We start from the raw sequence: 18339 nt of genomic DNA, 5'->3' as shown, positions 1-18339 counted from the left end.
TACATCTATTTAATATCTAATGTATAGTTATAATGTGATTTTTCAAAATGATGGTTCTCATAAAAACGATGTGCATCATGACGATATGTTGAAGTTGATAAATCAATTTGTTCAAGATTTCTACTTTTTGCATATTGAATAATGGCTTCAATTAAATGATGTCCTATTTTTTTATTCCTTTGATCAGGTAAAACAACTAGTTCAACAATTTCTCCAGTATCATGATGATGATGGAGATAATGATGAATATAAAAACTTATAAATCCTTCTATTTTTTCATTTTTTTCAACCAAGAAGAGTACATCACTATTTTCCAGTCCTTCTTGATAACATTTTTTAAAATGTTCTTTATTCATTTTTTTATTTTCTAATAAACAGATAAGATGATAAATCTCATCTAAATCATCCATCGTTGCTTGACATATCATGGTTACTCTTTCCCTTTCATTCATTATTTAAAACCAATTAAAAAATATTATAAAGAAAAATGACTCACAGAGTCATTTATTTAAATGTTTGTAGATGTTGATATAAAGCACCTATTAAATTAGCATCATTTCTAAAATGACATGGAACAATTTCAGGACGCGCAATATCAAATCCTAAATGGTCAAAAATATTATTTAAATTTTTTTGAATCAAATCAATGAGTAATGGTTGTGCACTAATTCCGCCACCAATCGCTACTTTCTCACAATCGAAAATAATATGCACATTATAAATTTGTGTAGCTACTTCTTTTGCAAAAGCATCAATACCAGCAATGACCTTTTCATCGCCTTGGTTTGCTTTTTCAAAAATTTCAATACCTGTTAAATGTTCATCAGTATGTAAACTCTCCTGTACTCTTTCTAACAGTCCTTGAATGCCATTACGTGTAGACCAAGCCCAATTCCATGTTAAAGGATCAGTTGCATTCGTCTTGATAAACGAAAACTCTCCTGCACTAAAATGGCGTCCAGTATGAACTTGATGATCTTTAATTAAACAACCACCTATTCCTGTACCTAAAATAACAACTGCACCATCTTGAATATCTTGCAAATTACCATAACCAATTTCTGCATTAGCAGCACATTTTGCATCATTTCCAATTGTTATTTGAATAGGACATCTTTTTTGTAAAACTTTAACTGTCTCTAATTTATCAATATATCGTAAAGAACCCCCTGTATATTGATAACCTCTTTGAGGATCAATAACACCAGGCATACTTAACGCCATTCCTTTTATTTGATCTTTGTATTGGTCATATATTTGACCAATTGTTTCAATAAAATGATCAAGTGTATCCATTGGTGTAGGCACACTGTTTTTATTTTTAATATTCAATTTTTCATCTATCAGGGCATATTTGATTGAACTACCCCCAACATCTAAGACTAAATAATTCATTTTTATACTCCTATTTGGTTTCTTCCTGAGTTTTTAGCGTGATATAAGCGCTGATCACAACGATTCAATACCACTTCTATCGTTTCATCATCTTTAATTCCCGCTACACCCATACTAACAGATATTTTTTGATTTAATTTTCCAACATGTAATTTCGAATTATCGAACGCTTCTTTTATATCTTTAGCAATAGATACAGCCCCTGCTTTTTCATAAGCAGGTAGAATAACTAAAAATTCATCACCACCATAACGACATCCTTCCATTGAAGGATAACGCTGTCTTTTAATATTATTTAAAACACTTCCTATATAGCGGATGACTTCATCACCTATACTATGTCCATATGTATCATTAATACTTTTAAAATGATCTAAATCCATTAAAATAAGAGAATATGGCGTTCCTTTTGAGACATATTCATCTTGTAAACGATCAAGTTCAGCATGAATAAAACGACGATTATATAATTTACTTAAAGTGTCCGTTGCATTTTCTTGAGATAACTCAATATTAAGTTGTGTTAAAATCTTTGCTTTTTCCTGATTTTCTCTAAGAGTAGCAACATCACTTGTCATATCTTCGGTAATAACAAAAACCCCTACCACTTTTCCATTAGCGTCCTTTAAAGGATATTTTCTAGTATGAGCAATCATTGTTCTACCTTGACTATCTTTACCCTCAGTCTCAATTAAATTAATTGACTTTCCTGTTTGCATGACTTTTTGTTCGTCTTCATATGCTTGTTTTGCATGATCCGATCCAGGAAATAAATCAAAATCAGTTTTTCCAATAACATCATCTCGACAATCAGTAAATTGAGGGTGTTTTTTATAAAACTGTTCATTAACATAAATAATTTCACTTTTTGTATTCTTAAAAAGAATAACGCTTTGATCTTTTGCACACACTAATGTCTCAATTAAGTGTTTAGGATCCATCTTTAATTTCGTAAACAATTCTTCAAATTCCATTCCACATCACCATTATAATTTTATCTTTAAAAAGCTAAAATGTAAACCGTTTCTTTTTGTTAATAATAGGTATTTCCATAACAAAAAAATAATATCATCGATAATAAATTGATTAACCAAAGAACACATGATAAAATATAGAAAACATGTAAATATCAAGGGGGAGCCAACGAGATGTTAGCTGAGAGGAAGTGTAATCTCACTTCGACCCATAACCTGATTTGGATAATGCCAACGGAGGGATCAAACAAAAATGTTTTGCAAGGTTATCTTTTGGTAGCCTTGCTTTTTGTTTACATGAAGAAGGAGGATAAAATGGAAAAATATACAACCCAAATGGATGCTGCGAGAAAAGGAATAATCACTCCAGAAATAGAAGCTGTCGCAAAAAAAGAAAAAAGACCTGTTGAACAAATTATGCAACTTGTCTCTGAAGGAAAAATTGCCATTCCAGCCAATAAAAAGCATCATTGCCTTAATCCAGAAGGGATTGGTAGTATGTTAAAAACTAAAATTAATGTTAACTTAGGAATATCAAAAGATTGTAAAGATTATGATCTTGAAATGGAAAAAGTAATGAGTGCCGTTAATATGGGAGCAGAAGCCATCATGGATTTATCAAGTCATGGAAATACACAACCATTCAGACAAAAACTAGTTAATGAATGCCCAGCTATGATTGGTACTGTTCCAGTTTATGATAGCGTTATTCATTATCAAAGAGATTTAGCTACTTTAACAGCAAAAGATTTCATTGATGTTATTCGTTTGCATGCTCAAGATGGCGTAGACTTTGTTACTGTTCATTGTGGAATTACTAAAAAAACAATCGAACAAATTAAAAAGCATAAAAGAAAAATGAATATTGTTTCTCGTGGAGGCAGTCTTGTTTTTGCTTGGATGTCAATGACAGGAAATGAGAATCCTTTTTATGAATACTATGATGAAATTCTTGATATTTGTGAAGAATATGATGTTACAATATCTTTGGGCGATGCTTGCCGTCCAGGTTGCTTAGCTGATGCCAGTGATGTATGTCAAATAGAAGAACTTGTTCGTTTAGGAGAACTAACAAAAAGAGCTTGGGATCATAACGTACAAGTCATGGTTGAAGGTCCAGGACATATGCCATTAGATCAAATTGCTGCAAACATGAAAATTCAACAAACCATTTGTATGGGAGCACCTTTCTATGTTTTAGGACCACTTGTTACTGATATTGCTCCTGGCTATGATCATATTACAGCAGCCATTGGTGGTGCAGTAGCAGCAATGAGTGGTGCAGCCTTTTTATGTTATGTCACTCCTGCCGAACATCTAGCCTTGCCAAATCTTGAAGACACAAAACAAGGAATCATTGCTTCAAAAATTGCAGCACATGCAGCTGATATTGCTAAAGGGATTCCTGGAGCCAGAGATCAAGATGATAAAATGGCAACTGCTCGTCAAAAATTAGACTGGAATGCACAGTTTGCCTGCGCTTTGGATCCACAAACCGCTAAAGCAATTCGAGATAGTCGTTTACCAGAAGAAGACCACAGTGATACATGCAGTATGTGTGGTAAATTTTGTGCCGTACGCAGTATCAACAAAGCTTTAGCTGGCGATTACATTGATATACTATAACTCATGACATTGACACCCTCTTTATAATCATTATAAAATTTGATTAAGGAGGGTGTTTTTATGAAAGACAGATATAGAAGAAGATGGGTTTTTAGAAGAAGCATTTTTGATGATTTATATTGTTATCTTCATGATAAATACGGCAATATTATTCTTATTGTTTATTTGCCTTTTTTTATTTACGCCTTTTACAAAAGGCATTATCTAACAATCTTCAATTTTAATGTCTTCATCTTTTATTTTGTTATTATCCTAAGTTATCTTTTCCCTTTTGTAAAAAAACACTATACTCGAATTCTTTGTTCAAGTCTTATTATATCTATTATTCTTTCTGGTTTTTTCTATATACAATTTAAACAAACAAATTATCTATATTTTACAAAGTCCTACGTAAATTGTATTGTATTGAAAAATAAAGATTATGACCTTATTGATACCTCGGATTACTTTATTTATCAAAAGAAAACACCCTATTTTCATTATATATTCGATAACAAAGTAGATTATCTATTAGCTAAACAAGATAATTTACAGGACTACCTTAAAATCGTTGAAAAATTATTAGGTAAAATAGAATCATATAAAATTATTGATACTAATCAATATCAGTTAACTTTAAAAAACAAAAAGAAGAAAATCATTTATATCCATTATTATCTACACTTTTCCATTTTAAGTTTTGATGGCTTAGACTATCATATCAAATGACGAAATAATCTTCTTTATTTATAAAATAAAAGTATGCTATAATCCTATCGATAAGGAGAGAATATGGAAAATAAAGAAACAATGATTACTTCTACTCACGTAGAAAATATTTATAAGCTAAATGGTAAAGTTCCTTTAAGCAAAGCTATTCCTTTTGGGTTACAACATGTTTTAGCCATGTTTGTTTCAAACTTAGCTCCTGTATTAATTGTTTGTGGCGCAGCCATCACAAGAAATACCGGACAACATTTAACAGGTGCAGAAATCACCCAAATTTTACAATGCGCCATGTTTGTCGCTGGAATTGGTACAATTATGCAACTTTATCCAGTTTGGAAAATTGGATCTAAACTTCCTATTGTTATGGGAGTAAGTTTTACTTTTTTAGGTAGTCTGCTTGTTATTTGCACAAACTCTAAATTAGGTTATGAAGGAATGATTGGTGCCGTTATCTTAGGTGGTATCTTTGAAGGCTTCGTAGGTCTTAGCGCCAAATACTGGAAAAGATTTTTAACTCCAGTTGTTTCAGGATGTGTTGTTGTAGCAATCGGTTTATCATTACTATCTGTTGGTATGAATTCCTGGGGTGGTGGTAATGGTGCTAAAGATTTTGGGGCTTGGTATCATATTGTCATTGGTTTTTTTACAATGATTGTATGTCTTATTTCAAGATATAAATTAAAAGGTGTATATAAAAATTTAAACATCTTAGTTGGTTTAGTAAGTGGTTATATTTTATCAATTATTTTTACAGTTATGAATATTGCTCCACTTATTAATTTTAGTAATATCAATAAAACAATATCTCAAGTTGGTTATTTTAGTATTCCTAAGCTGGCTTTCTTTACAAAACACCCACCAGTATTTAATTTAGGTGCCTTTTTAACTATTGCCATTGTTTTTTTAGTTTCAGCAGCCGAAACAACGGGTGCAACAACTGCCGTTTGTACGGGTGCCTTAAATCGTGATATTAAAACGGAAGAACTACAAGGTTCTTTAGCTGTTGATGGTTTTTCAAGCACGATTTCTGGATGTTTTGGCTGTATTCCCTTAACATCATTCAGTCAAAATGTAGGTTTAGTAACAATGACCGGTGTTATCAATCGTTTTACAATTTTAATGGGTGCGCTTATTTTAATTTTAGCATCTCTTTTCCCACCATTAGGTGCCTTCTTTAATTCGCTACCACAAGCAGTATTGGGTGGTTGTACTGTAATGATGTTTGGATCAATTATGTTTGAAGGAATTAAAATGTTAAAAGCACTTGAATTTGATGATCGCACTATGATTATTATTTCTCTTGCCTTTTGTATTGGTGTTGGATTAACACAAACATCTGGTAACTTCTTTTCAGCATTTCCTCATGAAATCGGTGATATCTTTAATGGTAATGCTGTTGCTGGGGTCTTTGTTGTATCATTGGTATTAAGTTGGATATTACCAAAAGAAAAGAAAGACAAAGCAGGTTAATTCCTGCTTTTTTAACATCTTATTTGATTATACTGCACATACTTTTGGTGACCTATAGTTGCACCTAATTGTTTAATTAAACATTGTTCTAACGGTAACTTCTTTAAATCAGCTTCTTCAATATATTGTCTTATTTGTAATTCATTAGATTTTTTAAATTTTTCATGCGTTTGATATTTATCATAGATATGGTGTAATTTTTCTTGATAATGATAAAAACCTTCAAATGCTTCGTCCCTACTCTTCGTCGACAAAACAAGATTACCTGAATAATGCACTTCATATTGCATTGTATAAACATCTAATTCAACATAGGTTTTAACCATACCAACAAGATTCGTATATTCTTCTATAATAAATATTTTTCTTTGCGATTTAGGCAAAAGCATCTTGAGGGTTTCCATATTACTGTTTCTAGAAACAAGTTCCCTCACTTCATGTGTTGTATTTTGTAATATTTTTACTAAATCAGCGTTTAAATCACAATAATAAAAATAAAGCGAACCTGGATATCTTAAAATAGCCATATCTTGATAACGTTCTTTTAAAAAATAGATACCTGGATCATAGCCCTTATCTTTTGAACATACAACAATTTTTACTTTGTTAGAAAAGCAAGTAACAGTTTCTGTCAATTTAGCCATTAAACAAAAATCCATAGCATTCTTCGTATAAAAACGACTTCTAATAGAAGAAATATCAATGATTTTTATATTTTTGTATTGAGTATATTCAATAAGTTTATCTTTTACATAAATATCACTTACAAACATATAAACTAAAGTTGTTTTAGGAATGTTTTTTGCTATTTCATATCCCACATTTTCACTATCTACTAAAATAATTTCTTTTATATGACGATGTTGAAATCGTTTAATCAATCGTTTAAATATCATTGTTATTCCTCCTTTGTTTCAACATCATTATATTCATCCCCTCATTTCAATACCATCTTATATAAGGTGGTATTATTGTTTTTTATTTCTTAGTATTGTAGTATAAAGAAAAAGGAGGACAAGCAATGCAAAGAAATAAAAATAGTGATTCTTATATTAAATTTATTGCAGTTATTGACATTATTATTAAATATAGTGATGAAAAACACCCCTTAACTGTCAAAGATATTCAAGAAAAGATATATGAGTTAGACCAAGATTTTCAAATTGATTATCGGATCATCAAAAAATTTGTAGAAAACTATAACCAATATTATCATGATGATGTGATTGTCTCTTATAAAGAAGGAAGAAATATTTACTTTTACTATGTTAATACAAGTTTAGATATCATGGAAGCAAAGGCCATCTTAGATTTAGTATACAGTTCTCATTTTTTCACTTTACAAACTAAAGAAAATTATCAAAAAAGAATACAAGATATGTTCAGTATTCACTATCAAGCCTATTTTCGTAAAAACTTAAATTTACACGTCGTTAAAAACGAAGATGCTAGTGTTTTCTACAATGAATTAGAAATGATAGTTAAAGCAATACACGAAAAAAAGAAGATACGTTTTCAATATTGCAAACCTTCTTTAAATACAGCACAACCTTTTAAAGAAACCGAACTCGCTCCAATTGATACTATTTTCTCTAATAATGAATATTATTTACTTTGTCAAGGCGCTAAAAATCCCAATGACTGCATTCAATATCGATTAGATTATGTTAAAAATGTAGAAATAGTCAAAGACAGCACAGTTTCATTCAATGCTTTTCAACTACAATCTTTCCAAGAAAAAATAAATCATATGTCTTATATGTATGGAGAAGGACATTTAGAACCGATAGAATTAGATTTTACTCCTGCTGTTTATTCAAATATGATTGATAAATTTGGTAAAAACATTCACCCTACTCAAATCAACAATCAATTATATCGTGTGCAAGTTAATCATATTATCAATAGCACTTTTTATTCATGGATTATTGGTTTTGGTGGACAAATTCAAATATCTGGTAATCAACAACAAATAAATCGTTTTAAAGAATTCTTACAAAATCATTTTTTAAATGAATAACCGTCCATATTATTAATACAGACGGTTATTCACATTGTTCACTTATTATTCACTTATTCACAATTTAATTCACAAATAATGCCTCTATCAGTCACAATCAATACTTTAGCTTCAACGTGATCACTTATTTTATCATAGATACGCCCTGCTGACATTGTTTCCCCTAAAACAGTACTTGGACTATTTGCAACATAACCAATTTTCCCTAGTCCTTCAATTTTTACTTGAATGGCTTCTTTATCATAGTCATTATCCGGTTCTTTAACTAGTATCACTTTCATTCCTTTTTCTAAAAATTGATGTCCAAAATAATATCCTGTACCAGTTAAAGTAAAATATATCGTCTTCATCGTAAGCCCTCCTATCATTGATTACTTGTATTATAGTTGGGCAGATAATAAAATACCGTCTTATTTAAGACGGTATTTTATTGTTTTATTTATCTCATCAAATAATGCAGAACATTTAGCATAGGATGAATCTTGTAATTCTGTTACCAGTTTTTCAACTAATTCTTTTCCTTAGTTAAGTTGAGCAATGCCTTTTACATAAACACACGCATCGCGATATATTTCTCTCTTTTTACCTTGTTTTAAAATCGTATAGAAGCATTGATAAAAGTCTTGATACAATTGTTTACTATAATGCTTTTTTAATAATTCAACATGATAGATTAAAAATCTGCGATTATCCCCTTGATTGCGTTTCTCGAGAACCGTATTTAATCATAAGATCTAAATCATTAGTATTTTTATATACAATAAAAAATTTGTATAACTAGCAAGAATAAGTATATATTTACATTTCTAGTCATTTAATAATAAATAAGATACGAGATTGACTATCACCAAGAATTATTTTGATTAAACTATAATCATATTTAAAAGTCATAAGGGATTCAATGATTTCGTTTGTTTTTTACATATTGTCTGTTAGTTTTATTCATTTAGAATAATATATTTTGATTGATCATTAATAATTTGATAATCATTTTGATGATTCATTAATTTTTGATAATCTATTTTAATGATCTTATTGTCTTGTTTAGATAAAGGATGCGCCCAGATATAGGCTGATATAAAAGCAATACAATAGTCTTCATGAACAGCTATAAAATGAGATAAATGATGTTGCTTAGTTAACAATGAGCCATCTAACCATCGTCCATGTAATTTTAAAAGTTCATCTTTAAATCTTGCTTGAACATCATCTTTAAGATAAAACCAAACTCTTTTCCCTTCAAATTCTTTTAATACTTTTTCTATATTATTCATCTTTCTTTCCTCCTTAAATCTATAAAGAGGATAAAAAAACAATCCCATCGTTATGATGAGATTGAAATTCATATATTCATTTCCCATCATTCAAGCTTTAGCACCTTACATATTGCAGGTTGCTGTGTGATCATTGAGCTTGTCTCTTACACACTCTCTATAGGTAAATTCATTTTATACTTTTTATCATGTATTGTAAAGTTATGAATTTTGTAAATTTAGTTTTTTATTTAGATAAATATAAAAGATAACATTTAAAACAATACCCGCTATTGTTGCAATTGGAGCAGCTAAACCAATATAAGTAAGACTTGCATGTGGTTGAATAGACATATAATAAGCTAATGGTAAACGCACTAATAAGGTTTGTACTAAACCTTGAACCATCACCCATAATGTTTGATCATGACCATTGAAATATCCGACCATACTAAATAAAATCGCTGTAACAATAGTTTCTAAAGCAAATCCTTTTAGATAGTCATATCCTTTATTAATAACAACCTGTTCATTAGTAAAGATTCCAGTTAATAGATTTCCTTTAAAGAAAACAAATATAAAAACGACAAAACCAATAACTAAACCTATTTTTATACCGGTAAACATCGCTTGTTTTGCTCTTTTTTCATCTCCAGCGCCAACGTTTTGACCAACAAAAGAAGCCATTGACTGCATAAGTGAACTAGGTACTAACATTGCAAAATTAACCACTTTACAAGCCACACCATAACCTGATGAAGCTTCTAATCCAAGTCTATTAACAAAAGCGCATAATGCTAAAAATGAAATTTGAGTTAAACATTCTTGTAAAGCTAAAGGTAATCCTATTTTTAACGCTCTTATACAATGAGAATTCATTTTAAAATCATGTTTCGTAATTGTAAAAGGTAAGTCTCTTTTAAATAACAATAACAATGCAAAAACAACACTGACTGCTTGGGCAAACACAGTAGCCATGGCTGCTCCCGATGCATCTAATTTTAAAACTGCAACCAAAAACAAGTCACCCACCACATTAACAAGACAGGCTACCATAACAAATAGTAAAGGAGATTTACTATCTCCTAATCCTCTAAAAATAGCAGATAAAAGATTATATGCAACAATAAAGAAAATCCCTGCTCCACATATACGAACGTAATGAGATGTAAGTGTAATTGCTTCGTGTGGTGCTTGCATGAGTGTAGAGATAGGTCGAGCAAAAACAATCATAACAACGAACAAAATAAATGAAACAGCAATGAAAACAAGAGTTGATCCACCAATTAAAGATCCAATAGCACCATGTTTCTTTTCACCTATATATCTTGCAATTAAAACTGTTAAACCCATCGCAAATTGGGTAATCACAAAAGTAACTAAATTTAAAACCTGACTTCCTGTTGATACTGCAGAAAGACCAGCAGTTGTCCCAAAGTGACCAACAACTAATAAATCAACTGCACCATAAGCAGCCTGTAATATCAATGCTCCTAAAATAGGCATCATAAATGAAACCAATTTTTTTAAAATACTCCCTTGTGTAAAATCTGATTGTTGATTCATTATTTTCTCCCCCTTTCTTTCATAACTTTATAAAATTCATTGATTGTTTTTATTGTACAATCAATATCCTTTTCATTTAAAAAATCTAAACTTTTTGCTAAATCACTAAAATATTCTTGATTAAATTTTTCAAAGATGTATTGCCCTTTGGATGTAACTGTAATGTATGTAATACGACCATCATGTTTGGCGGCTATTTTCTTTAAAAAACCTTTTTCTTCCATTGTATGAATTGTTCTTGTCACACCCGGACGAGGTAAATTTAAATAATCACTTACATCTGAAATTTTTACTTTTTTATTTTGTTGTTCTAATTCAATGATTGCTTCTAAATATCGAATGTAAGATGGTAAAACACCTTGTGGTAGTTGAGGCAATAAATCTAATATTCGTTTTGCCATATAAAATGAATCTAACATTTGTTTAACTTTCTCGCTGTTCATTGTATCCTCCTATATAGTTACCCATGTTAATTACCATAGGTAATTATATGATAATAAAGGATAATGTCAAGGTTCATCTCAATAAAAAAAAGAAGATATAAATATATCTCCTATACTTGAAAACGAAGCCAGATGGCGTCGCTATCAAATTGATTAACATCTAATAATTTTAAATGAATTAAATCATGATCTATCTTTAATCCATCAAATACGGAAGGCATTTCTTTTCTACCATCAATTCCTGAACCAATTAATAAACTAATTTCATCTAATAAACCTTGGTCTAAAAATGAAGTATTAATAGCAGGATCACCTACAATTCCCATTCTTTCTACATGAAACTCACGAGATAAAATATCACAAGCTTGTTTTAAATCAATATGTTCATGACCACATACGATCCATGAAATATTTTGTTGATCAAGATAATCTAAATATTCTTTTGATACTCTTTCACTTGTAATAATAAGATATGGCTTTTTCATTGAAGATGCATTTGGCCACAAAAGTTTTCCTTTTGTATCTAAAATAACTTCATATCCTTGAGCATCAACTTTCTTTGAAAAGCCGCTTTTACCAAATATTTCTTGATTTTTTGGTTTAAAGAATCCAGGATTAGCCATTTCTAATTCAGCTGTTACCCTTCCACTAACAGTAGTAGGTAAATTAAGTTCATCTAAAGTTTGATAATAATCTTCTACTCCAGGTAATTTTGATGTCATAGCACAATCAACACGCCCATCAACTGACATCATCATATGGCAAATAATATAAGGTTTACTCATCCTATAGTTTTCCTCCATAGACAGGAAAAGAACTGCTTTCGCCATAGTTTTCTATATGTTTAAAATGTTTCAATGTTTCCATATCTTCATCACTAATCATAAAATCAACATCACTATTTGATTTCATATGTTGAGGATTAGCTGTTTTAGGTAAAGAAATAGTACCTAACTGTAGGGTATAACGAATACATAATTGAGCTACTGAAACACCATATTTATCAGCCATTGTTTGAATTTCTTTTTTTTTAAGAATTTCTCCATGACCAATTGGTGAATACGCTTCTACAACAATACCTTGTTCTTTACAATAGTCTACTAAATCTAATGGAGTATTACTAATGTGAAGTAAAATTTGATTGACCATTGGTTTAATCTTGCATGCTTTTAAAATATTTTCAATATCTTCTTTTTGAAAATTAGATACCCCAATTGCTTTTTATTTACCTTCTTTATAAGCATCTTCTAATGCTCTCAACGCTTCTTGATTACCCTCAAAATAACGATCGTCACTTTGATTAACTTTATCCCAAGGTTGAGGGCTATGAGTAATCATCATATCCAAATAATCAAGTCCCATTGTTTCTAATGTTTGATCAATACTATCTTTTGCTTCTTGATATGTTTTATGTTCAGCAGCTACCTTACTTACAACAAACAAATCTTCTCTAGCAACACCACAAGTACGGATTCCTTCTCCGATTCCTCTTTCATTGCCATAAGCTTGAGCTGTATCAAAATGACGATATCCTAGTTGTGTTGCAGCTTTAATTGATGTAGCAACTTGATTATCATCAATAAACCAAGTACCTAATCCTAATTGTGGTACTTTAATACCATTATTTCTAATAAATATTTATTATACATTTATATAATCTCCTTTCATCTGGAACCATCTTAAGTCTTAAAGTTAACTTTATGTCAATAGTTTTCATCGATATTTATATTCACCAGTTTAAAAGTAAATAAACATTAAACTTTTAACAGTTTTTCATGTATAATAATGTATGGAATATTTAAAGGAGTGAATTCGTTTTATGATATTAGAACAAATAGATAAAGATTTATTAACATTAGCTCATCAATCAGATGAACAATTAAAAGATATTTATAAAGAAGTAGATGAAATCTGTTTACATAATTCAAATAAAATCTTATCAGCATTTATTGAAAATCAAGTATCTTACTCTGATTTTACTGATATAAATGGTTATGGTAACTATGATGAAGGAAGAAATAAACTAGAAAAGATATTTGCTTCTATTCTAGGATGTCAAGACGCTTTAGTTAGACCTCAAATTATGTCTGGAACAAATGCTTTATTTCTTACATTATCAGCATTATTAAAACATGGTGATACCATGATTTCAATTACTGGTGAACCATATGATTCTTTACAAGAAATGATAGGTTTAAGTGGTAATTCTAGTCAGTCATTAAAAGCTCACGGTGTACACTACGAACAAATAGATTTAATTAATAATGAATTTGATGAAGATAAAATCGTTGAACGATTAAAAGAAAATAATGTTAAATTAGTAGAGATTCAAAGATCGCGAGGTTATTCTCATCGTTTATCATTAACACTTGATAAAATTGAACATGTTATTACTAAAATTAGAAAAGTAAACCAAGATGTTATTATCATGGTAGATAATTGTTATGGTGAGTTAGTCGAAAAAAGAGAACCTGGTGACATAGGCGCTGATATTGTTGTTGGCTCATTAATGAAAAACTTAGGTGGTGGTATTGCTCCTACTGGTGGATATGTAGCCGGTAATGAAGATCTTATTTATGCCGTTGCTGAAAGATTAACAGCCCCAGGTATTGCTAAAGATTTAGGTGCAAACTTTAATTTAAACAATGCTTTCTTTAAAGGCATCTTTATGGCACCTAATGCTGTTAAAAACGCATTAAAAACTGCTATTTTTACATCTTATATGCTAGAAAAATTGGGCTATAAAAATGTATCACCTCGTTATAACGAACAACGAACAGATATCATTCAAACTTTAGAATTAGGAACAAAAGAAAAACTTGTTGATTTTACTCAAGGTATTCAATCATCAAGTCCTATTGATTCTTTTGTCCATGTTTTACCAGCTCCTATGCCTGGATATCCTTTTGATGAAGTCATGGCAAGTGGTAGTTTTACTCAAGGTAGTACCATTGAATTAAGTGCTGATGCTCCGGTAATTGAACCTTATACATTATATATGCAAGGTGGTCTTTCACTTGAATATGGTAAACTTTCAATTTTACTTGCACTCACTAATATGAAAAAAGAAAATAAATAAAGAGATTTCATTTTGAAATCTCTTTTTTATACACTTCCCTTTTGTCCACCATCAATTCTTATAACTGTATTATTAATATAATTTGCTTCATCGCTTATTAAGAATTTAACAAGATAAGCTACTTCTTCTGGTTTTCCATATCTTTCAACCATGATTTTTTCTTGTTCTTCTTTCAAGAACTCTTCATCATATCCCGCTAGTTCATTTTCTGTACCTATAAACCCAGGAGCAATACAATTAACATGAATATATGGGGCAAATTCAAAAGCCAAATTATGAGTCAATGAAATTAAAGCTGCTTTAGAAGCATCGTAATCAATACACATTGGATAATAAGTATTAATACCATTTGTAGAAGAAATATTAATAATTCTACCATATTCTTTTTCTAACATCTTTCGATAAACACGTTTGGCACAATTATAAGCACCTATTACATTGACATCTAATGTTTTTCTAAATTCATCAGCATTTTTTAAATGAAACAAATTTGATAAATCAATAGCTGCATTATTAATCAAAATATCAACGCCATCTAATTTTTCTTCAATCATTGATACCATTTGATCAACATCTTTTTCTTTAGAAACATCACATTGTAATATAAGACATTTGACACCATAGTCCTTGATAATCTGTTCTTTTAAAGCTAAAGCTCCATTTTTTGAAGTAAGATAATTAATAACGATATCATAATGATTTTTAGCTAGTTCTAAAGCAATGGCTTTTCCAATTCCCTGAGCACCACCAGTAATCAAAACAACTTTATTTTTCATGATAAAAAAGAGCTTGATTAAGCTCTTCCTGCATATTTTCCATCAGCTGAAAAGACTACAATTTTTTCACCTTGTTCAATAAATTGAGGAACTCTAAGTGTTAAACCTGTATCTGTAACAGCATCTTTAGTTTGGTTAGATGGTGCTCCTTTGATAGCTGGATCAGTTTCTACTACAGTTAATTCAACTTTTTCTGAAACGGATACTGATAATAATAATCCTTCAAAGAACATTAAGTAAACTTCTGAACCCTCAACGATGAAATATTTATTAAATCCTACTTGTTCTTCAGTTAATTCATATGTATCATATGTTTCCATATCCATAAAATAATATGTTGAATCAGCTTCATAAGAAAATTGAGCTGCTTTTTTAGAAATATTAGCTTGATCAAATTTAGTTGAAGCATTGAAGTTTCTTTCTTGAATAGCTCCAGTTTTTAAGTTTCTCATTTTTGTTTTTAAGATAGCTGCACCTTTACCAGGTTTTACATGTTGAAAATCTAATACTTGGCAAGGATCACCATCAACGATTAAAGTTAATCCTGTTCTAAAATCTCCTGCACTAATTGCCATAATTCTCTCTCCTATTTTTTATTTAATAATTTACACGCTATATTGTAACAGTTTATATCATTATTCTCAAGTCACTGCAAATTAAAATAAAGATACTTTTTCTTTTTGTTGATGTTCTTTAATATATTTACTCCATTTAATATAGCCATATGTAGTATTCGTAAAGTAACCAATTTTTAAAATCAATAAAACATATTGTCCTGATAAAACATTAATAACCGCTTCAAGAAAAGCACAAATATACCATGCTATCCATTGTTCTCTTAATCTAAAGAAAATAAATAATCCATTAGCAATACCTACTGCTGAAGCACAAGCATCAATATAAACAATAAATGTTTCTAATGTTTTATTATGATAAAAATCAGTTGCGATATCTAAACCACTAATAAAGTAACCAACAACAACTGTCCAAACAATAATTCCAATAATAACAAGAACTTCTTGGTAACCTTTTAATTTTCTGACCATTGTTAACTCGTCTTCTTCATCATCACGATGTTTAGACCAGTTAATATAACTGATAATATCAATTGGTAACCAGAAGAATAATGTTACTACCATCGTAGCAAAACGATACATCAGTACAATACTTATTACAATTTCAACAATTTCTACTAATACTGAAATCAAGAAATTATATCGAGATTGTTTTGATATCAATAACTCACATAATATATTTAAGAAAGTATCAAGCAAATAAAGTAACATGATAAGAATACCATTTACACCATTTGCACTCTCTTCTGGAAATAATACTGAAAAAATCGTAGCTAAAACCATGATTGTCATAAACCATGATTTTTCATAAGTTGTAAACTGTCTAGAAAATAACATCATGATAACTACTGATAAAAGTAAAATAAAAGACGAACTTGCTAAGTTAAAAATAGGTAATGTCTTTTCAGCCATAACTTCTTTATATGTATGTTGAGCCTCTTGATGGTTAACACCTTTATGGTCAAAATAAAGTTTTGTTCCCTTATCAGTTTGATATTCATATGATTTGATTGATGTATTTTTTAATTTAACATATTCTTCATATGAATAAGAAACAACTAACTTTTCATCACCTTTTCTATATGTCACTTCACATACCGTGTTATCTGAATCATAATCTTCATCATCTTGATCTCTTTGCATCTGTACACTTTGAAGATATTGAATATGTCCAACATCACTATGGATTTCAAAAAGACCATAACAAATTGAAACAATTGAACAAATAGCAAGTAAAACCAGCACAATCGTTTCTGCAAGTCTTAGCTTTTTATTTGGTTCAATATTTTTCTTAAAAAATTGAATCATTCTATAAATCTCTCCCTACTACATCAAAAATACAAAAAATAAGATTGGTAACTTATTTTTTTGCAGAATGCTTCATTATTATAATAAATTTTTATACAAAATACACTATTTTTTACGTTATTTTAATAAAAATAAATCAAGTTAACAATCTATATGCATTTACTTCTTATATTCATCTTGATTATGTATAATCGAAACAGGTGATAAAAATGAAAAAAAACTTTCAAATTAAATCAAATCATGATGGCTTGGTTCTAGATGGCATGATAGTAAGTCATGACCATCCTCAAGCCATTATTCAAATTTCTCACGGAATGTGTGAACATAAAGAAAGATATTTAGACTTTATGAACGAGTTAGCTCATCAAGGTTATTTATGTGTTATCCATGATCATCGCGGTCATGGTAAAAGTGTTAAAAATAGAGATGATTTAGGTTACTTTATCAAGATGGTAGTGTTGGTATTGTTGAAGATCTACACCAAGTGACACTTATGATCAAACAACTTTATCCTCACCTTCCTCTTTATCTTTTCGGTCATAGCATGGGATCTTTAGTAGTCCGCTGTTATATTCAACAATATGACCATGACATTGATGGACTTATCGTTTGTGGTAGTCCTAGTGATAATCCTCTTGCTGGTACTGGCATTTTTATGAGTCATCTTTATTCCTTGATTAAAGGTGATCATTATCGTCCGCAATTGATTCAAAAATTAAGTTTTCAATCCTTTAATAAAAAATTTGATTCAAACGTTCCCAACAGTTGGATATGTAGCGACAAACAAGTAGTCAGTCAATACAACAATAATCCTTTATGTTTTTTTACTTTTAGTGCTAATGGTTTTGAAACTTTATTCAAATTAGTTAGAAAAACCTATCATTCTAAAAACTGGTCTTTAAACAATCCATCTTTACCTATTTTGTTTATTGCCGGAAAAGAAGACCCTTGTATCACAAATGAAAAAAGATTTAATGAAGCCGTTTATTACATGAAAGAAAAAGGTTATCAAAACGTCACATCTTATTTATTCGACAACATGCGTCATGAAATACTCAATGAAAATGATCACCATCTTGTCTATCAATATATGAGTGATACCCTTATAAAATGGCAAAAAGAACGCTCATTTTGAGTGTTCTTTTT

Annotated in this window: 19 protein-coding genes, 1 pseudogene and 2 riboswitches; of the genes and pseudogenes, 7 read left to right on the top strand and 13 right to left on the bottom strand. The window is 30.0% G+C overall.

The genetic code is table 11. From position 1 onward, the window contains the following. Positions 1 to 5: 5 nt before the first annotated feature. From DW911_RS00480 to DW911_RS00470, 3 genes are read right to left on the bottom strand one after another with little or no spacing between them, the layout of a single operon-like run. Entirely contained in the window at positions 6 to 452 is a 447-nt protein-coding gene (locus DW911_RS00480) for a GNAT family N-acetyltransferase (protein ID WP_118430921.1), read from the bottom strand. Between the two features lie 52 nt (positions 453 to 504). Continuing rightward, complete coding sequence (locus DW911_RS00475; protein WP_118430919.1) at positions 505 to 1395, bottom strand: ROK family protein; 891 nt, start codon at positions 1393 to 1395, stop codon at positions 505 to 507. Positions 1396 to 1397: 2 nt separating this feature from the next. After that, entirely contained in the window at positions 1398 to 2369 is a 972-nt protein-coding gene (locus DW911_RS00470; protein WP_118430917.1) for a sensor domain-containing diguanylate cyclase, read from the bottom strand. Between the two features lie 149 nt (positions 2370 to 2518). Beyond that, positions 2519 to 2629, top strand: a riboswitch (TPP riboswitch). A gap of 55 nt (positions 2630 to 2684) precedes the next feature. Here DW911_RS00470 and thiC point away from each other — a divergent pair. The 3 genes from thiC (at position 2685) to DW911_RS00455 (ending at position 6173) form a co-directional block, all read left to right on the top strand. Then, positions 2685 to 3995 carry a phosphomethylpyrimidine synthase ThiC gene (gene thiC, locus DW911_RS00465; protein ID WP_118430915.1) on the top strand — a complete coding sequence of 437 codons (1311 nt, stop codon included), beginning with the start codon at positions 2685 to 2687 and terminating at the stop codon, positions 3993 to 3995. Between the two features lie 60 nt (positions 3996 to 4055). Beyond that, on the top strand, positions 4056 to 4703 hold the full coding sequence (locus tag DW911_RS00460; protein WP_118430913.1) for a hypothetical protein: 648 nt from the start codon (positions 4056 to 4058) through the stop codon (positions 4701 to 4703). Positions 4704 to 4766: 63 nt separating this feature from the next. Further along, entirely contained in the window at positions 4767 to 6173 is a 1407-nt protein-coding gene (locus tag DW911_RS00455; RefSeq protein ID WP_118607341.1) for a uracil-xanthine permease family protein, read from the top strand. A gap of 11 nt (positions 6174 to 6184) precedes the next feature. On the opposite strand, the gene DW911_RS00450 is transcribed toward DW911_RS00455, so the two are convergent. Continuing rightward, the gene (locus DW911_RS00450; RefSeq protein WP_118607340.1) at positions 6185 to 7069 is read right to left on the bottom strand and encodes a PIN domain-containing protein; all 885 of its coding nucleotides are present in this window, start codon (positions 7067 to 7069) and stop codon (positions 6185 to 6187) included. A 125-nt stretch (positions 7070 to 7194) separates the two neighbouring features. Between DW911_RS00450 and DW911_RS00445 the strand changes: the two genes are divergently transcribed. Continuing rightward, positions 7195 to 8193: a WYL domain-containing protein gene (locus tag DW911_RS00445; protein ID WP_118430907.1), complete on the top strand. Its 999-nt coding sequence runs from the start codon at positions 7195 to 7197 to the stop codon at positions 8191 to 8193. A gap of 53 nt (positions 8194 to 8246) precedes the next feature. On the opposite strand, the gene DW911_RS00440 is transcribed toward DW911_RS00445, so the two are convergent. The 6 genes and pseudogenes from DW911_RS00440 to DW911_RS00415 form a co-directional block, all read right to left on the bottom strand. Continuing rightward, positions 8247 to 8543 (bottom strand): HIRAN domain-containing protein, encoded by a 297-nt coding sequence (locus DW911_RS00440; RefSeq protein ID WP_118430905.1) that lies wholly within the window; start codon positions 8541 to 8543, stop codon positions 8247 to 8249. Between the two features lie 588 nt (positions 8544 to 9131). Then, the gene (locus tag DW911_RS00435; protein ID WP_118430903.1) at positions 9132 to 9467 is read right to left on the bottom strand and encodes a hypothetical protein; all 336 of its coding nucleotides are present in this window, start codon (positions 9465 to 9467) and stop codon (positions 9132 to 9134) included. A gap of 80 nt (positions 9468 to 9547) precedes the next feature. Then, positions 9548 to 9633: riboswitch (SAM riboswitch) on the bottom strand. A 35-nt stretch (positions 9634 to 9668) separates the two neighbouring features. Beyond that, positions 9669 to 11012, bottom strand: coding sequence for an MATE family efflux transporter (locus tag DW911_RS00430; protein WP_118607339.1), 1344 nt, complete (start codon positions 11010 to 11012; stop codon positions 9669 to 9671). Further along, positions 11012 to 11455 (bottom strand): MarR family winged helix-turn-helix transcriptional regulator, encoded by a 444-nt coding sequence (locus DW911_RS00425; protein WP_118607338.1) that lies wholly within the window; start codon positions 11453 to 11455, stop codon positions 11012 to 11014. The genes DW911_RS00430 and DW911_RS00425 overlap by 1 nt, the downstream gene beginning before the upstream one ends. 110 nt (positions 11456 to 11565) lie before the next feature. Next, positions 11566 to 12240 (bottom strand): dihydrofolate reductase family protein, encoded by a 675-nt coding sequence (locus DW911_RS00420; RefSeq protein ID WP_118607337.1) that lies wholly within the window; start codon positions 12238 to 12240, stop codon positions 11566 to 11568. Between the two features lies 1 nt (position 12241). Further along, positions 12242 to 13072: pseudogene (locus DW911_RS00415) on the bottom strand (aldo/keto reductase). A 202-nt stretch (positions 13073 to 13274) separates the two neighbouring features. On the opposite strand from DW911_RS00415, the gene DW911_RS00410 reads away from it, so the two are divergent. Beyond that, positions 13275 to 14534, top strand: coding sequence for a methionine gamma-lyase family protein (locus DW911_RS00410; RefSeq protein WP_118430895.1), 1260 nt, complete (start codon positions 13275 to 13277; stop codon positions 14532 to 14534). Positions 14535 to 14560: 26 nt separating this feature from the next. On the opposite strand, the gene DW911_RS00405 is transcribed toward DW911_RS00410, so the two are convergent. The 3 genes from DW911_RS00405 to pnuC form a co-directional block, all read right to left on the bottom strand. Further along, positions 14561 to 15310 (bottom strand): SDR family NAD(P)-dependent oxidoreductase, encoded by a 750-nt coding sequence (locus DW911_RS00405; protein ID WP_118430893.1) that lies wholly within the window; start codon positions 15308 to 15310, stop codon positions 14561 to 14563. Positions 15311 to 15327: 17 nt separating this feature from the next. Continuing rightward, positions 15328 to 15885 carry an elongation factor P gene (gene efp / locus DW911_RS00400; protein WP_118430891.1) on the bottom strand — a complete coding sequence of 186 codons (558 nt, stop codon included), beginning with the start codon at positions 15883 to 15885 and terminating at the stop codon, positions 15328 to 15330. Positions 15886 to 15966: 81 nt separating this feature from the next. Further along, a complete protein-coding gene (gene pnuC / locus DW911_RS00395; RefSeq protein ID WP_118607336.1) occupies positions 15967 to 17193 on the bottom strand; it encodes a nicotinamide riboside transporter PnuC in 1227 nt (408 codons plus the stop codon). 209 nt (positions 17194 to 17402) lie between these two features. On the opposite strand from pnuC, the gene DW911_RS11235 reads away from it, so the two are divergent. Beyond that, positions 17403 to 17681: a serine aminopeptidase domain-containing protein gene (locus DW911_RS11235; RefSeq protein WP_255415270.1), complete on the top strand. Its 279-nt coding sequence runs from the start codon at positions 17403 to 17405 to the stop codon at positions 17679 to 17681. Positions 17682 to 17686: 5 nt separating this feature from the next. Further along, complete coding sequence (locus tag DW911_RS00390) at positions 17687 to 18328, top strand: alpha/beta fold hydrolase (RefSeq protein WP_255415269.1); 642 nt, start codon at positions 17687 to 17689, stop codon at positions 18326 to 18328. Positions 18329 to 18339 lie beyond the last annotated feature (11 nt).

It is taken from the genome of Erysipelatoclostridium sp. AM42-17, from assembly GCF_003480255.1.
Lineage (GTDB): Bacteria > Bacillota_I > Bacilli_A > Erysipelotrichales > Coprobacillaceae > Faecalibacillus.
Note: the sequence above shows the minus strand (reverse complement) of the source record. Positions and strands in the feature narration are given on the sequence as shown.

Coding starts and splice junctions, on each gene's coding strand:
- DW911_RS00480 (WP_118430921.1), bottom strand. CDS start 452: ATGAATGAAAGGGAAAGAGTAACCATGATATGTCAAGCAACGATGGAT.
- DW911_RS00475 (WP_118430919.1), bottom strand. CDS start 1,395: ATGAATTATTTAGTCTTAGATGTTGGGGGTAGTTCAATCAAATATGCC.
- DW911_RS00470 (WP_118430917.1), bottom strand. CDS start 2,369: ATGGAATTTGAAGAATTGTTTACGAAATTAAAGATGGATCCTAAACAC.
- thiC (WP_118430915.1), top strand. CDS start 2,685: ATGGAAAAATATACAACCCAAATGGATGCTGCGAGAAAAGGAATAATC.
- DW911_RS00460 (WP_118430913.1), top strand. CDS start 4,056: ATGAAAGACAGATATAGAAGAAGATGGGTTTTTAGAAGAAGCATTTTT.
- DW911_RS00455 (WP_118607341.1), top strand. CDS start 4,767: ATGGAAAATAAAGAAACAATGATTACTTCTACTCACGTAGAAAATATT.
- DW911_RS00450 (WP_118607340.1), bottom strand. CDS start 7,069: ATGATATTTAAACGATTGATTAAACGATTTCAACATCGTCATATAAAA.
- DW911_RS00445 (WP_118430907.1), top strand. CDS start 7,195: ATGCAAAGAAATAAAAATAGTGATTCTTATATTAAATTTATTGCAGTT.
- DW911_RS00440 (WP_118430905.1), bottom strand. CDS start 8,543: ATGAAGACGATATATTTTACTTTAACTGGTACAGGATATTATTTTGGA.
- DW911_RS00435 (WP_118430903.1), bottom strand. CDS start 9,467: ATGAATAATATAGAAAAAGTATTAAAAGAATTTGAAGGGAAAAGAGTT.
- DW911_RS00430 (WP_118607339.1), bottom strand. CDS start 11,012: ATGAATCAACAATCAGATTTTACACAAGGGAGTATTTTAAAAAAATTG.
- DW911_RS00425 (WP_118607338.1), bottom strand. CDS start 11,455: ATGAACAGCGAGAAAGTTAAACAAATGTTAGATTCATTTTATATGGCA.
- DW911_RS00420 (WP_118607337.1), bottom strand. CDS start 12,240: ATGAGTAAACCTTATATTATTTGCCATATGATGATGTCAGTTGATGGG.
- DW911_RS00410 (WP_118430895.1), top strand. CDS start 13,275: ATGATATTAGAACAAATAGATAAAGATTTATTAACATTAGCTCATCAA.
- DW911_RS00405 (WP_118430893.1), bottom strand. CDS start 15,310: ATGAAAAATAAAGTTGTTTTGATTACTGGTGGTGCTCAGGGAATTGGA.
- efp (WP_118430891.1), bottom strand. CDS start 15,885: ATGGCAATTAGTGCAGGAGATTTTAGAACAGGATTAACTTTAATCGTT.
- pnuC (WP_118607336.1), bottom strand. CDS start 17,193: ATGATTCAATTTTTTAAGAAAAATATTGAACCAAATAAAAAGCTAAGA.
- DW911_RS11235 (WP_255415270.1), top strand. CDS start 17,403: ATGAAAAAAAACTTTCAAATTAAATCAAATCATGATGGCTTGGTTCTA.
- DW911_RS00390 (WP_255415269.1), top strand. CDS start 17,687: ATGATCAAACAACTTTATCCTCACCTTCCTCTTTATCTTTTCGGTCAT.